Source organism: Cytobacillus sp. T106 (genome assembly GCF_040492155.1).
In the GTDB taxonomy this organism is placed as follows: Bacteria; Bacillota; Bacilli; order Bacillales; family Cytobacillaceae; genus Bacillus_AB; species Bacillus_AB infantis.
Map to the genome: position 1 here is coordinate 331,798 of NZ_JBEUMK010000001.1, position 15,769 is coordinate 347,566.

The window sequence follows — 15,769 nt, forward strand, 5'->3', positions numbered from 1 at the left end:
CAAATTGACAGCCATTCCATTCTATTTCATAATGGATATGTTGGTTTTTTCGGCCTATTTATAGAAAAAGACTGCCCGCCGTAAAGCGGAGCAGGCTTAAAGATTGCAAGCAGCACCCGGCGCTGCAGCATGCTCTGAAAGAGGGCATGCCTGCAGGGGCCGGAAGTTTAAGGGGGATATAACAGCACAATGGTAAAGCGCAGCAGGATTGTCGCCTTCTTCCTGATTGTCATTCTGATCGGCAGTCTGATGGGAGGCACAACCAAAAACATACTGAATAATATCAAGCTCGGCCTGGATCTGCAGGGCGGCTTCGAGGTACTTTACGATGTAAAGACCAAGGATGGAAAGAAAGCCACAAAAGAGGTGCTAAACAGCACAGCTGAGGCCCTCGACCGCCGGGTCAATGCCCTTGGTGTAAATGAGCCTATCATCCAGATTGAGGGCGACAACAGGGTCCGCGTCCAGCTGGCCGGTGTAAAAGACCAAAACCAGGCACGTGAGATGCTTTCCACAGAAGCCAATCTGTCATTCAGGGATGTCAATGACCGTGAAATGATGAATGGGTCTGACCTTGTAGAAGGCGGAGCTAAACAGACTTTCGATGAAAACGGCAAGCCAAGCGTTTCCTTGACGCTGAAGAGTGCCGAGAAGTTCAAGGAAGTCACACAGGAAATTGTCAATATGGGAGCGCCAAATAACCTGCTGGTCATCTGGCTCGACTATGAAGAAGGCGATTCTTTCAAAGAAGAGTCACAGAAAGAAGATCCAAAATACCTTTCTGCACCACAGGTCAGCCAGGTATTCAACCAGGATACAGTTTCAATCGTCGGAAATTTTTCTCTTGAAGAAGCAAAAACACTCTCTTCCCTGCTGAAGGCGGGGGCGCTTCCAGTTGAGCTGACGGAGGAATATTCCACCAGTGTCGGTGCCAAGTTCGGTGAAGATGCCATGCAGAAGACCATTACAGGCGGTATCATCGGCATTTTGGTCATCTTCCTGTTCATGATTGCGTTTTACCGATTCCCAGGTTTTATTGCAACTATAACATTGTCAATTTACATCTATCTGATTCTGCTTGTCTTTGATTGGATGAATGGTGTACTGACTCTCCCGGGAATTGCAGCACTGATTCTTGGGGTCGGAATGGCCGTTGATGCCAATATCATCACTTATGAGAGGATCAAGGAAGAGCTGAAGGTTGGTAAGTCAGTCAAGTCCGCCTTCCAGGCAGGAAACAAAAACTCCCTGTCCACAATCCTTGATGCCAACATCACAACCATTCTTGCCGCTGTCGTGCTTTTCCTCTATGGGACAAGCTCGGTTAAAGGATTTGCGACCATGCTCATCCTGAGCATTCTGGCCAGTTTCATCACAGCTGTCTATGGTTCACGTCTGCTGCTTGGCTTATGGGTAAACAGCAGGATCTTTACGAAAAAGCCTACTTGGTTTGGAGTCAAAAAGAGTGAAATCAAAGATATTGCTGAAAACTATGATACGCTTGACCTGCCTACAAAATATGACCGTTTCGATTTTGTAAAGCATCGCAGGAAGTTCTTTATTTTCTCGATTGCCATGGCTGTTGCCGGCATCATCGCCTTATCCGTATTCAGGCTTAATCTCGGCATCGATTTCGTAGCGGGTACGCGGGTTGAAATCACAGCGGGGCAATCAGTGAATAAGAGTGAAATTCAGGAAGAACTCAGTAAAGTCGGACTTGAAACAGATGATATCATCATTTCAGGAGATGACCAGAATATAGGCGTAGCGCGATTCACCGATCCGCTGGGCAAGGATAAGATTGCTGAGCTGAAGACTCATATGAATGATGTGTACGGCCAGGAGCCGAATGTCAGCACCGTCTCTCCTACCGTTGGTAAAGAGCTTGCGAAGAATGCTTTCAAAGCTCTGCTGATTGCGTCTGTCGGCATCATCATTTATGTAACAATCAGGTTTGAGATTTACATGGCGCTTGCAGCTGTCATAGCTCTGCTCCATGATGCATTCTTCATCATCGCCCTGTTCAGCATCATCCGCTTTGAAGTGGACATAACATTCATTGCGGCAATCCTGACAATTGTGGGTTACTCAATCAATGATACGATCGTAACGTTCGATAGAATGCGCGAAAACATGCAGAAGAAGAAGAGGCTTAAAACCTTCGATGATATCGCTGATGTTGTCAACCAGAGCTTAAGGCAAACACTCGGACGATCAGTTAGCACCGTCATTACGGTTGTCATCGCGGTTGTCGGTCTGCTCATCTTCGGCAGCGAATCGATCCGCAGCTTTTCATTCGCCCTGCTTATCGGCCTTGTAGCCGGAACATATTCCTCACTCTTCATTGCATCCCAGCTATGGCTGGTATGGAAAAATAAAGAGCTGAAGAAAAAAGGCGTAATCAAAACAGAAAAAGTAAAACGCAAAGCATCAGACGAGCCGCAGGTCTGATCCGCTTAAGAAAAAACACAGGAAAACCTTTCCTGTGTTTTTTCCTGTTTTATCCCTTTAGTGCTTTTTGATTGCTGATTTTCGGATACACTATAAGTATAAAAATGCGGGGAAGGAAGTTGAGACTTGGATACTAACAAAGATCGTTTTAAACAGGCTGAATTTGCGGCTATGATCGGGATTGTGGGAAATATTGTGCTGGCAATCCTCAAGTATGGAGTGGGGGTTTATGCCAACAGCCGTGCACTGATCGCGGATGCGGTCCATTCTGCTTCAGACATTGCGGGGTCATTTGCCGTTTATATTGGGCTCAGGGCTGCCAAGCAGCCGCCCGATGAAGACCATCCTTATGGACATGGAAAAGCTGAATCGATTGCAGCCATCATCGTTGCTGTCCTGCTGATGCTTGTGGGGTTTGAAATCGGCAAATCTTCCTTTGAGGCTTTTTTCCATCCAATCGAGCCGCCCAAGGCTATTGCTATTGCTGCGGTCCTTATTTCCATTGTTGTAAAAGAGGCAATGTTTCGTTATAAGTATAAATTGGGAAAAAAGCTTAATAGCGATGCATTAATCATCAATGCATATGAGCATCGTTCTGATGTTTATTCCTCCATTGCCGCCCTGGCGGGGATCGGGGCAGCTGTCATCGGGGGAAAAGCCGGGATCGGATGGCTGGAATACGGAGATCCTGTTGCAGGGCTGCTGGTCTCGCTGCTTGTCATAAAAATGGCATGGTCACTCGGCAAAGAATCGATTCATAATACTTTGGACCATGTGCTTCATGATGAGGATACGGAAGAGCTGCGGAAAGCAGTTCTGTCTGTTCCGGCAGTGAAAGAGATCAACCAGCTTCATGCAAGGGAGCATGGCCATTATGTCATCATAGACCTGAAGATTGCCGTAGACCCCCATATGACAGTCGAAGAGGGGCACCGGGTAGGAAAGGAAGTAAAAGAGAAGCTGATGCAGGAGAAAAATGTGCATAATGTCTTTGTGCATATCAACCCTTACAATCCCGGCAATCCAGATTAAAGATGGGAGAGATGTGGAGTGAAAGTTCAGTGGGCCTTGATATTCGGGATTCTTTTTGCACTTATTGTCGCGGTATTTGCTGTTATTAATGTGGATCCTGTTACAGTCAACTATGTTTTTGGGGAAAGTGAATGGCCGCTTATACTGGTCATCCTCGGTTCAGTGCTGATGGGCGGCCTCATCGTCGGGCTAGTAGGTGTATTCAGGGTATTTGCCCTTCAGCGGAAGGTCAGATCCCTTGAGAAAGAGAACGCCGCTCTTAAAGCTGGCGCCGATAAGGAAAGCGCCGAAGCTGCAGCAGACAGTGACGAAGATTATTTAAAAAGGGATATTCATTAGAAGGAAGCAGCCTTGCTGCTTCCTTTATTTTCTGCTGATTGTACACCCCAGGAATTCATTGAATCCCGGTACGCCCTCTTGTATAATAGAAAAGCTGAGGGGTGAACGTATGTTAAAGTCAAAAACAAGATGGATTGTTCGTCAATCGGATAAAGATAAAGCTGACACACTGATCAGCGAATTGAAAATCAGTCCAATTGTGGCATCATTATTAGTGAATCGGGGGCTCGATACTCCTGAATCGGCACAGGATTTCCTGTACGGAAATAATGGGGAGTTCCACGACCCTTTTCTCCTGGCCGGGATGGATGCTGCAGTCTCACGAATAAATAAAGCGATAAACGAAAATGAACCGATTTTAATATATGGGGATTATGATGCAGACGGAGTCACAAGCACCTCTGTTATGATGATAACGCTCCGCAGCCTGGGTGCCAATGTAGATTTCTACATACCTAACCGGTTTACGGAGGGATACGGCCCGAATGAGGGAGCATTCAGGCATGCGGCCGAAATTGGCACCAAGCTGCTCATTACGGTGGATACCGGCATATCAGCAGTCCATGAGGCGTCAATTGCCAAAGAGCTGGGCATGGACCTGATCATTACGGACCACCATGAACCCGGTCCGGTTCTCCCGGAGGCCCTGGCTATCATCCATCCCAAGCTTGAGGGAAGCCTTTATCCTTTCCGCGAGCTTGCCGGAGTGGGCGTGGCCTTTAAGGTAGCTCACGCCCTATTGGGAAATATCCCCGAGGAGCTTCTGGAAATTGCTGCTATAGGAACCGTGGCCGACCTGGTATCTCTGAAAGGAGAGAACAGGCTCCTTGTCCAGAGAGGGATCAAGAAGCTGAAGGTGACTAAAAGGGCCGGCCTGCTCGCGCTGTTCAAGCTGGCAAATGTGGAGCAGGCTGCAGTAGATGAAGAAACCATAGGGTTCATGCTTGCTCCAAGGCTGAATGCTGCCGGCAGGCTGGACAGCGCAGATCCGGCCGTCCATCTGCTGCTGACAGATGACCGGGAAGAAGCAGCTATGATTGCTGAAGAAATTGACAGCATGAACAAAGAGAGGCAGTCCATTGTCAGCCAGATTGCCGAAGAGGCAATCAAAGAAGTCGAGGAAAAGTACCCGGCAGGGGAAAATGCTGTTCTCGTTATCGGGAAGGAAGGCTGGAATGCCGGTGTGATCGGCATTGTAGCGTCAAGGCTTGTCGATAAATTCTACAGGCCGGCCATCGTCCTCAGCTTTGATAAAGAAAAGGGGACGGCAAAAGGGTCTGCCAGAAGCATAGCCGGATTTGATTTGTATAAAAATCTGTCAGCCTGCAGGGACATCCTGCCCCATTTTGGGGGCCATCCGATGGCTGCTGGGATGACGCTTGGGCTTGGAGACGTGGGGGAGCTGCGGGAAAGGCTCAACGGCCTCGCGAAAGAGCAGCTCAGTGACGAGGATTTCATACCGGTCGCAAGCCTCGATGCCGAGGTAAGCCTCGAAGATGTCAGCCTGCCTGCGATAGAACAAATGCAGCTTCTTTCCCCCTTTGGAATGGACAATCCTAAACCGCGCGTCCTGATCAAGGATGCCCCCATTGCCAGCATGCGCAAGATAGGCTCCGGCCAGAATCATCTTAAAATGGCACTTGGCGAGGGTTCATCCGCATTGGACGGAATCGGATTCGGCCTTGGGGAGCTGTTCCATCATATCTCGGCAGATTCCCGGATATCCGTAATTGGTGAATTATCTATAAATGAATGGAATAATATAAGAAAACCGCAAATTTTTCTGCACGATTTATCTGTCGCCGAATGGCAGCTTTTTGATCTGAGAGGAATCAAGAGATTTGAACAGCTAAAGGAACTCCTTCCTGAATCAAGTACCAAGTGGATATGCTTTGACGGCCAAAGCCGGGAAAAGATTCCTTCATTGCCGGAAGATGCAACTTTCTTCATAAGCTCTGAAACGGAAGCGGAAGCTCTGGTGATTGAAGAAGAGCATATAGTTCTTGCAGATCTGCCTCCTTCAAAACAGATGCTGGAAAAGCTCCTTCAGGGTAAAGCCCCTGCCAGGATCTATGCCCACTTCTATAAGGAAGAAAGCGAGTATTTCAGCACGATCCCAAACAGGGACCATTTTAAGTGGTTTTATTCATTCCTGGCCAAAAGAGGCCAATTCGACATAAGAAAATTCGGGGACCAGCTTGCCAAGCATAAAGGATGGAGCAGGGAAACAATTGATTTTATGTCAAAGGTGTTTTTTGAGCTGGACTTTGCTAAAATGGAAAATGGGCTCATGGCCCTTAATAAAGAGGCAAACAAGCGGGACTTGACAGAATCCCCGACATATCAAAGGAAGCATGCACAATACACCCTTGAAAACGATTTGCTGTATTCTTCATACCAGGAACTGAAAAGCTGGTTCGATGCAGTCCTTCAAGGGGCGGTTCATACTGAGGAGGCAATGGAAGAATGGATTTGAAACAATATATAACAATAGTGGAAGACTGGCCGAAGCCCGGGATTAGATTCAAAGATATCACAACGCTTATGGATAATGGCGATGCTTATAAATATGCGACTGACCAGATCGTTGAATATGCGAAAGAAAAGCAAATTGACCTTGTAGTCGGGCCGGAAGCACGCGGCTTTATCATCGGCTGCCCTGTTGCGTATTCACTTGGCGTAGGCTTTGCACCTGTCAGGAAAGAAGGGAAGCTTCCGCGCGAGACGGTCAAAGTCAATTATGGCCTGGAATATGGAAAAGATGTACTGACGATCCATAAAGATGCCATCAAACCAGGACAGCGCGTCCTGATCACAGATGACCTGCTGGCAACAGGAGGCACTATTGACGCAACAATCAAGCTTGTCGAAGAGCTTGGAGGCGTTGTCGCCGGGATTGCTTTCCTGATCGAATTAACCTACCTTGACGGCCGTAGCAAGCTTGACGGATATGACATCCTTACATTAATGAACTACTGAGGCATAGTCTTTGAAAAAATTGTTTAAAAAAAGCGGGGCACTATCAAAATAGTGCGCCGCTTTTCCTTTTCTGCAAAGTTTACAATAAAACATAAGAAGAATCCGGCAAAAAAAGAGCTTTTTCGACAAATATCTTCAATTCCATATAAAAATAACTTCCAATCCCTTTACATCCACGGTTTTTTTTTCGATAATAGTAACAATCATTCTTTTTTAAGTTCTATCATTAATTGAATGGTTGTAAACGGAGATTTTAGGGAGAATCCGGGCAAGCTTGGATTCTTATTAAACTTTATATAGATAAAGGTGATTCTATGGCGAACGACCAGGTTTTGACCGCCGATCAAGTCATCGAGAGGACAAAAGAATATTTAAATGAGGAGCATGCCGGAGTCGTACGGAAGGCCTATGAATTTGCGAAACATGCCCATCGTGAACAATATAGGAAATCCGGGGAGCCATACATCATCCATCCAATCCAGGTGGCAGGGATCCTGGCCGATCTTGAAATGGATCCATCGACAGTTGCTGCCGGTTTTCTTCATGATGTTGTAGAGGATACGGAAGTCACATTGGCTGATATCTCAGAGGCATTCAATCCGGAAGTTGCGATGCTAGTCGATGGCGTGACAAAACTGGGGAAAATCAAATACAAATCACAGGAAGAGCAGCAGGCCGAAAACCATCGGAAAATGTTTGTTGCCATGGCCCAGGATATTAGGGTCATCCTGATTAAGCTTGCAGACAGGCTCCATAATATGAGGACGCTTAAGCATCTTCCTGCTGAAAAGCAGCGCAGGATATCGAATGAGACGCTTGAAATCTTTGCGCCGCTTGCCCACCGCCTAGGTATCTCCAAAATCAAGTGGGAGCTTGAGGATACAGCGCTCCGCTATCTCAATCCGCAGCAGTATTACCGGATTGTCAACTTGATGAAGAAAAAGCGTGCCGAGCGCGAGCTCTATCTGGAGGAAGTCATCGGCGAAATGAAAGGCAAGATGGATGAAGTGTCCATCAGAGCCGATCTTTCCGGCCGGCCGAAGCATATATACAGCATCTACAGGAAAATGGCGCTTCAGAATAAGCAGTTCAATGAAATCTATGATCTGCTTGCGGTCCGCATTGTGGTCAACAGCATTAAAGACTGCTATGCTGTCCTGGGCATCATCCATACATGCTGGAAGCCTATGCCTGGGCGGTTCAAGGATTATATCGCCATGCCGAAGGCGAATATGTACCAGTCTCTGCATACAACGGTCATCGGCCCAAAGGGCGACCCGCTAGAGGTGCAGATCCGCACAACCGAAATGCATCAAATCGCAGAGTTCGGGATTGCGGCCCACTGGGCATATAAAGAAGGCAAAACTGTCAATGAAGGCTCTTCTTTCGAAGAAAAGCTGACATGGTTCAGGGAAATCCTCGAGTTTCAGGATGATAGCGTGAATGCAGAAGAATTCATGGAATCGCTGAAAATTGACCTTTTTTCTGATATGGTGTTTGTATTTACGCCAAAGGGAGATGTCATCGAGCTGCCTTCAGGATCTGTCCCGATTGATTTTGCCTATCGGATCCACTCCGAGATCGGCAATAAAACAATTGGTGCAAAGGTTAACGGAAAAATGGTCACTCTGGATTATAAATTGAAGACCGGTGATATCCTTGAGATTCTCACGTCCAAACATTCCTATGGGCCGAGCAAGGATTGGCTGAAGCTTGCCCAGACGACTCAGGCAAAAAATAAAATCCGCCAATTTTTCAAAAAGCAGCAGAAGGACGAAAACTTCGAAAAAGGCAAAGAGATGGTTGAAAAAGAAATCCGCAATATGGATTTTGACATCAAAGAAATCCTGACTGCCGAGAATGTCCGGAGAGTGTCTGAAAAATTCAATTTTGCCAGTGAAGAGGATATGTATGCCGCCGTCGGCTATAATGGCGTCACGGCTCTGCAGGTCGCAAACCGTCTGACCGAAAAATGGCGGAAAAAGCGTGATATGGAGCAGGTTACCGATATCTCCAATGCCGTTTCGGAATTGAAATCCTTCCCTTCTGTCAAGAAAAGGGAATCAGGCGTAAGGGTTTCAGGGATTGATAATCTCCTGATCCGACTTTCCCGCTGTTGCAATCCAGTGCCGGGAGATGAAATTGTCGGCTTTATCACTAAAGGCAGGGGGGTGTCTGTCCACCGTTCAGACTGTACCAATATTGATACTGCCGATGCCAAAGCAAGGCTCATCCCGGTTGAATGGGAAACAGGCCTCAATGATAAAAAAGAATATAATGTCGAGATTGAAATCAACGGCTATGACCGCCGCGGCCTCCTGAACGAAGTGCTGCAGGCCGTCAATGAAACCAAAACAAATATATCTGCAGTGTCTGGCAAATCGGACCGCAATAAAATGGCTACCATCAATATGTCGATCAGCATCACAAATGTAAGCCATCTGCAGAAAGTTGTGGACCGCATCAAGCAGATTCCTGACATCTATTCTGTCAGACGTATCATGAACTAAGGGGTATACAAAATGCGAGTAGTTGTTCAGCGAAGCAAAGAAGCGAGTGTGACTGTAGAAGGAAAGGCTGTAGGCAGCATTTCCCGCGGATTTGTTTTGCTAGTGGGCGTCACCCATGAGGATGGGGTGAAAGATGCTGAATATCTGGCTGATAAAATTGCCAACCTCCGCGTATTTGAAGATGAAGAGGGCAAGATGAACAGATCTTTGCTGGATGTAGGGGGAGAAATTCTTTCTGTGTCCCAGTTCACTCTATACGGCGACTGCCGTAAAGGAAGAAGGCCAAACTTCATGGAAGCGGCCAGGCCTGACCATGCCCTTCAAATCTATGAGGCGTTCAATGGGCTTCTCCGGGAGAAGGGCATTAAAACAGAAACAGGGCAGTTTGGCAGCATGATGGACGTCAGCCTGGTGAATGACGGACCGGTCACACTGATAATAGAAAGCAAATGACAGTCTGAGAAGGCTGTTTTTTTTTTGAAAAAATAGAGAGACCTTCAATTTGAAGGATCTCTCTATCGCATTAATATCTTTTAAAATACCGGGCAAGGCCCTGATAAATGCCGGCTGCAGCTGCCTCCTGATACTGCGGGGAGGTAACGAGCATTTCTTCTGCCGGGTTGCTCAGATAGCCTAATTCAAGGAGAATGGCATTTTTATTATTTTCTCTGATGACAAAATAATCGCCGGCCCGCACACCGCGGTCCTTCAGCTTCGTCTGGGCGGCCAGGGAGCTGTGGACGCTCTCGGCGAGAGGCTTTTGGAATCCATGATAATAGTAAACCGTCATGCCGCGGACACTTTTGTCATTTATGCTGTCATAATGCAGGCTGATGAAAGCATCGGCATTATGGTATGATGCGGAGCCGACCCTCGAGCTGAGCGGGATATAGGTGTCAGTGGATCTTGTTAAGATTACATTGGCGCCCGCAGCTTTCAGCTTGCTGTACAGAAGCTGGGCTGTTTTAATGGTAACAGTTTTCTCCTGGGTTCCCCGCGCTCCGGTTGTGCCATTGTCGCGGCCGCCGTGGCCGGGATCAAGGACGATGGTTTTCCCCTGCAGGTGAAGCTCTGCGCCCGGCTTTTCGATCTGGGGCGAGCTTCCGCTCAAGGAAACGATCCATCCGGCTACATAGCCTGCCTTCCCGTCCAAGCTGATTTTGTACCAGTCTTTCTCACGGCCCAGCACCTCGAACGATTCCCCTGCGTTGGCCAATTGCAGCACAGAGCTTCCTGTGCTGGCATCTTTCCTGATATTTGTTCCGTTATGTAGTATGGTGATGGTGCTGCCTTTTGCCGGTTTGCTGCCGTTTGCAGGGGAAACCTCTGACTTATCGAGATACCATGCTGCTATCCAGCCATATGAACCGGGCTTGTACTCAATTTTTGCCCAATTGTTCTTTTCTTCAATAATTGAATAGGTTTCGCCTTTTGAAACCGATCCGAGAACTTTCCCATTCAAGGAGCTTGTATCCCTGAGATTTAAGGTCTGGGCAGTAACTGTTCCCGTCAGTCTTCCTGATGGCTTCGCGCTGCTGCCGGCACTTGGGTTCTGGCTTAAGCTTTTGGAAGAAGAAATGAACTCGCTGCTCACCCATGCATGATTGCCGCGGAAGATAATTTCTGTCCAGCTCCCGTTATCGGATACAATGCTGACCCTGCCACCGCTTTGAAGCTTCCCGAGGACCGTGCCCTGTGTTCCGGGAGCGCTCCTGACGTTCAATGAATCACCTGTGACTGTTCCTTCAGCAGCAGAAGCTGCTTCGGCTTTGCTGCTTCCCTCTGTGATAAAATCTGCGGAGACCCAGCCATTTCCGAATGAGCCGGTAATCCTGACCCAATTTCCCTCTTTTTCAATAATGCCGGCCTTTTGCCCTTTATTCAGGACAGCTATGACCGAGGCATCTGTACCGGGATTTGACCTGACCCGCAATCCATCAGCTGTGACAGTCCCGCCTGAAGATACAGAGGCGGATTCTTTCTTTCCAGCTTCCTTCACTGCCAGCCAGCCCGCAACCCATCCTGTTGATCCGCCGCCAAGGTTGAGCTGCAGCCAGTCCCCGCTTTCCTTCAGGATCGGATACCGGTCCCCTTTGGCTGCCTGTTTGACAATCGAATAGCTGAGCCCCGGGCCGCCGCGGATATTCACTCCGCTGTCTGCGATCAGTGCTGTTCCGCCGGATGCGGCAGTGCTTTCGGATGGCCTCCATACTCCCCCTGCTAAAAGGATGAAGCATAGAAATAGTAATATGTTGCTGCTTTTTAACAAAAAGTCCCCTCCTTTTGCAAAATCATGGAGTGTATAAATATAAGTTCTATTTTAGAACATAAAACCCCTGCTGTTAATATCGGAATTTTGCTGTCCAATTTTAGCCATTAGCTGAAAAGGCAATTTAATTGGCTGCCAAGGGAATGTTTAAGAGGCTTTCAAGACATACTGAAAGAATAAAAAACTTTTCGGGTAGGGTGGTCTGATGAGATTTGGAGAAAAGGGCATGCATGCCCATGAGAACGGAAATCAGCTGTTTGGAGTGGACTTTCACGATTTCATCCAGAAGGAGCAGGGTTCCGGCATGTACGAACTTGCTTCGGAATTCGGCCTCAGCATCGGGGATGTCAGGAAGCTGAAGAGGAAGCTTGAGCGTTCCTAGAGCAGGTGCAGCCGCACAGGGGAAAGAGCCATCCGGAAATACTGTCACCGTCTCTTTTACCCCTTGACAATGGCTGAAATGGTCTTTATGATTAGATAAATAAAATCACTATTCATATTGAACACTGATGATGGAGAACAGTAGTTGAGAAATGTGTGAAAAGAGAGGAAATGCCCTGGGCTGAAAGCATTTCTGCATGGCAGCTTGATGAATGAACACTCCGTAGGATTCTCCCTGAAAAAGCGGACCGTTTTAGTAGGGGCTGAACGTTGACAGGCGTTAACTGTAAAAGTGGAAGTGCATGATGGTTATGCCTTCAATTAGGGTGGCACCACGGGATCTAACTCCCGTCCCTTGTATGGGAATACAAGGGACGGGAGTTTTTTGCATTTAAAAAGCGCAGCATGTCCCCGGTATGCCCTGTTAGTATACATAGGAATGCTAGGAGGAAACAGGAAATGGCAATGAATATACCGAGGGGTACCCAGGATATCCTTCCTGGAGAATCGGAAAAGTGGCAGTATATTGAAGGAAAAGCGAGAGAGCTGTGCAGCAGGTTTCAGTACCAGGAAATCCGGACGCCAATTTTCGAGCATACCGAACTCTTCCTGAGAGGGGTCGGAGATACAACGGACATCGTCCAAAAAGAAATGTATACCTTCGAGGACCGCGGCGGGCGCAGCCTGACACTGAGGCCTGAAGGCACTGCACCGACTGTACGGTCATTTGTCGAAAATAAGATGCATGGCTATGCCAATCAGCCTGTAAAGCTTTATTACACAGGCCCGATGTTCCGTTATGAACGCCCTCAGGCAGGCCGCTTCAGGCAATTTGTACAATTCGGGGTAGAGGCGCTGGGGAGCTCGGATCCAGCCATTGACGCAGAAGTGATTGCCCTGGCTATGAGCATCTACAAAGAACTGGGACTGAAGAAGCTCAAGCTGGTCATCAACAGCCTGGGCGATAAAGAAAGCAGGAACAGCCACCGCGAGGCGCTGATTGCCCATTTCAAGCCGAGGATCGGAGAGTTCTGTTCTGACTGCCAAAACAGGCTGGAAAAAAATCCGATGAGGATTCTGGACTGCAAAAAGGACAGAGAGCACGAATTGATGCAGACTGCCCCTTCCATTCTCGATTTTCTCAATGAAGATTCAAAGAAGTACTTTGAGAAAGTGCAGCAGTACCTGGCGGATGTATCCATCGACTTTACGGTCGATCCAAATCTCGTGCGCGGCCTGGATTATTATAACCATACTGCCTTCGAAATTATGAGTGATGCTGAAGGCTTCGGGGCAATCACGACTCTTTGCGGCGGGGGGCGCTATAATGGCCTGACTGAGGAAATCGGCGGACCGGAAGCACCGGGCATCGGCTTTGCATTCAGCATTGAACGTTTTCTGTCAGCTTTGGAGGCAGAAGGTATCAAGCTTCCTGTTAATGGAGGAATCGACTGCTATCTCGTGGCTCTTGGGGAAGAGGCGAAGGATTATTCTGTCGGCCTCCTGCATAAGCTGCGCATGGCAGGTATTTCCGCAGAAAGAGATTATCTGGACAGAAAGATCAAAACACAATTCAAGGCAGCTGACCGCATGAACGCAAAATATGTAGCCGTCCTTGGGGAAGATGAATTGAAAGCAGGCAAGATCAATGTGAAGTCCATGGAAACCGGTGATCAGACCGAAGTCAGCCTGGATTCATTCATAGACCAATTAAAAGAGCTTATAGGGGGTTAATGTATGTTTGGGAGAACATATTTCTGCGGAGAAGTAACAGAAAAAAGCATAGGTGAAAAAGTTACACTTAAAGGCTGGGTTCAGAAACGCCGTGATTTGGGCGGATTGATTTTCATTGATTTAAGGGACCGCACAGGACTGGTACAGGTAGTGTTCAATCCTGAAACTTCCCCTGAGGCTCTCGCTGCAGCTGAAAAAATCAGGAATGAATATGTACTGAGTGTGGAAGGAAAGATTGTTGCAAGGGAACCTGGCACAATTAACGAAAACCTGCCTACAGGCAAGATTGAAGTCAGTGCAGAAGCAGTAACAATCATCAATGAAGCGAAGACACCGCCGTTCGTGATCGCTGACCAGACAGATGTATCGGAAGATGTGCGACTGAAATACCGCTATCTTGACTTCAGGCGCCCCGTTATGTTCGAAACCTTCAAGATGCGCCACCAGGTGACAAAGTCAATCCGGGATTACCTGGACAGCGAGGGCTTCCTTGATATTGAAACGCCTATCCTGACGAAGAGTACACCTGAAGGCGCCCGCGATTATCTCGTTCCAAGCCGGGTCCATCCTGGCGAGTTTTATGCTTTGCCGCAGTCGCCTCAAATCTTTAAGCAGCTTTTAATGGTGGGCGGAATTGAAAGATACTATCAGATTGCCCGCTGTTTCCGTGATGAGGATCTTCGTGCAGACCGACAGCCGGAATTCACGCAAATCGATATTGAAACAAGCTTTATGAGCCAGGAAGACATCATTTCTATGACAGAGCAGATGATGACGAAGGTGATGAAAGAGGTTAAGGGCATTGATATCACACTGCCCATCCAGCGCATGACCTATCAGGAAGCGATGGACCGCTACGGCTCTGATAAGCCGGACACCCGTTTTGCAATGGAGCTTGTCAACCTCTCTGAAACACTGAGCAATTCAGGCTTCAAAGTATTTGCAGGTGCGATTTCTTCCGGCGGGGAAGTCAAAGCAATCAATGTGAAAGACGCTGCCTCCAAATACAGCCGCAAGGACATTGATGCGCTGACAGAATTTGCTTCAAGATATGGTGCTAAGGGTCTGGCTTGGCTGAAAGCAGAAGAAGAAGGCTTAAAAGGGCCGATTGCAAAATTTGTTGCAGAGGAAGAGCAGGCAGCTATTAAAGAACTGCTGGGAGTCGAGACAGGAGACCTGCTCCTGTTTGTGGCCGATAAGAAAAGCGTCGTCGCTGACGCCCTTGGGGCCCTGCGCCTGAAGCTTGGCAAAGAGCTTGGACTTATCGACCAGTCCCTCTTCAATTTCCTTTGGGTGACAGAATGGCCGCTGCTTGAATTTGATGAAGAAGAAGGCCGCTACTATGCTGCCCACCATCCATTTACAATGCCAAACCGTGAAGACCTGGAATACCTTGATACTGATCCTTCAAAGGTAAAGGCCCAGGCTTATGACCTTGTGCTGAATGGATATGAGCTCGGCGGAGGCTCACTGCGTATCTTTGAACGCGAGATCCAGGAAAAAATGTTCTCTGTTCTTGGCTTCAGCAAGGAGGAGGCAAGGGAGCAATTCGGATTCCTGCTCGAAGCGTTTGAATACGGTACTCCTCCGCACGGCGGCATTGCGCTTGGCCTTGACCGCCTTGTGATGCTGCTGGCCGGAAGCTCGAACCTGAGGGATACGATCGCTTTCCCGAAAACGGCAAGTGCAAGCTGTCTCCTGACCAATGCACCCGGCGAAGTAAGCGAGGCACAGCTGAACGACCTTCACCTGCAGCTTAACCTGAAAAAAAGTGAGTAATTACCTATCCCTTATTCCTTGATACTGGCAGGCGGGATATGATACTATACTATCAATAACAGAAGAGTCCTAATGTGTTCGTTGTTTCACCTGACATTTTGACCTAACATTATTCCTTCGGGAGCCCGGATTTCCTTGCGGCGTAAACGCCTCTGGCTAGGGGACTTACAAAAGCGGGAATAGGGCACCCACCTGCTGAGTGCGGGTTCAAAACGAAGGCATCCAAGGCGACGGCACAATTGGGACTCTTCTTACATACGAATGCTAAACCATGCTTACAGGCGTGGTTTTTTTA

The 15,769-nt window shown here is 47.9% G+C and carries 11 protein-coding genes, 1 other RNA gene and 1 other annotated feature; of the genes, 11 read left to right on the forward strand and 1 reads right to left on the reverse strand.

Going from position 1 to position 15,769, the window contains the following annotated elements:
* The first annotated feature begins 189 nt into the window (after positions 1-189).
* From secDF to dtd, 7 genes are all read left to right on the forward strand, one after another.
* Positions 190-2,451: a protein translocase subunit SecDF gene (gene secDF, locus ABU165_RS01615; protein ID WP_009796196.1), complete on the forward strand. Its 2,262-nt coding sequence runs from the start codon at positions 190-192 to the stop codon at positions 2,449-2,451.
* A gap of 171 nt (positions 2,452-2,622) precedes the next feature.
* A complete protein-coding gene (locus ABU165_RS01620) occupies positions 2,623-3,483 on the forward strand; it encodes a cation diffusion facilitator family transporter (RefSeq protein WP_050767321.1) in 861 nt (286 codons plus the stop codon).
* 18 nt (positions 3,484-3,501) lie between these two features.
* Entirely contained in the window at positions 3,502-3,822 is a 321-nt protein-coding gene (locus ABU165_RS01625; protein ID WP_009796198.1) for a LapA family protein, read from the forward strand.
* Between the two features lie 109 nt (positions 3,823-3,931).
* Positions 3,932-6,298: a single-stranded-DNA-specific exonuclease RecJ gene (gene recJ, locus ABU165_RS01630; protein ID WP_318059567.1), complete on the forward strand. Its 2,367-nt coding sequence runs from the start codon at positions 3,932-3,934 to the stop codon at positions 6,296-6,298.
* Positions 6,289-6,801 (forward strand): adenine phosphoribosyltransferase, encoded by a 513-nt coding sequence (locus ABU165_RS01635; RefSeq protein WP_022544223.1) that lies wholly within the window; start codon positions 6,289-6,291, stop codon positions 6,799-6,801. The genes recJ and ABU165_RS01635 overlap by 10 nt, the downstream gene beginning before the upstream one ends.
* 314 nt (positions 6,802-7,115) lie before the next feature.
* Positions 7,116-9,311, forward strand: a complete 2,196-nt coding sequence (locus ABU165_RS01640; RefSeq protein ID WP_009796202.1) for a RelA/SpoT family protein — start codon at positions 7,116-7,118, stop codon at positions 9,309-9,311.
* 12 nt (positions 9,312-9,323) lie between these two features.
* Positions 9,324-9,764: a D-aminoacyl-tRNA deacylase gene (dtd, locus tag ABU165_RS01645; protein ID WP_009796203.1), complete on the forward strand. Its 441-nt coding sequence runs from the start codon at positions 9,324-9,326 to the stop codon at positions 9,762-9,764.
* A gap of 70 nt (positions 9,765-9,834) precedes the next feature.
* Here dtd and ABU165_RS01650 read toward each other — a convergent pair whose 3' ends face one another.
* Positions 9,835-11,580, reverse strand: a complete 1,746-nt coding sequence (locus tag ABU165_RS01650) for an N-acetylmuramoyl-L-alanine amidase family protein (RefSeq protein WP_318059566.1) — start codon at positions 11,578-11,580, stop codon at positions 9,835-9,837.
* Positions 11,581-11,785: 205 nt separating this feature from the next.
* Here ABU165_RS01650 and ABU165_RS01655 point away from each other — a divergent pair, with 205 nt between their 5' ends.
* The 4 genes from ABU165_RS01655 to ssrS all read left to right on the forward strand — a co-directional run bounded on the left by ABU165_RS01655 (position 11,786) and on the right by ssrS (position 15,724).
* On the forward strand, positions 11,786-11,962 hold the full coding sequence (locus tag ABU165_RS01655; RefSeq protein WP_165352527.1) for a hypothetical protein: 177 nt from the start codon (positions 11,786-11,788) through the stop codon (positions 11,960-11,962).
* A 118-nt stretch (positions 11,963-12,080) separates the two neighbouring features.
* Positions 12,081-12,320: a binding site (T-box leader), on the forward strand.
* A gap of 100 nt (positions 12,321-12,420) precedes the next feature.
* The gene (hisS, locus tag ABU165_RS01660) at positions 12,421-13,695 is read left to right on the forward strand and encodes a histidine--tRNA ligase (protein WP_318059565.1); all 1,275 of its coding nucleotides are present in this window, start codon (positions 12,421-12,423) and stop codon (positions 13,693-13,695) included.
* Positions 13,696-13,698: 3 nt separating this feature from the next.
* Complete coding sequence (gene aspS / locus ABU165_RS01665) at positions 13,699-15,474, forward strand: aspartate--tRNA ligase (protein WP_094766988.1); 1,776 nt, start codon at positions 13,699-13,701, stop codon at positions 15,472-15,474.
* A gap of 63 nt (positions 15,475-15,537) precedes the next feature.
* Positions 15,538-15,724: non-coding RNA, 6S RNA (ssrS, locus tag ABU165_RS01670), on the forward strand.
* The last annotated feature ends 45 nt before the right edge of the window (positions 15,725-15,769 follow it).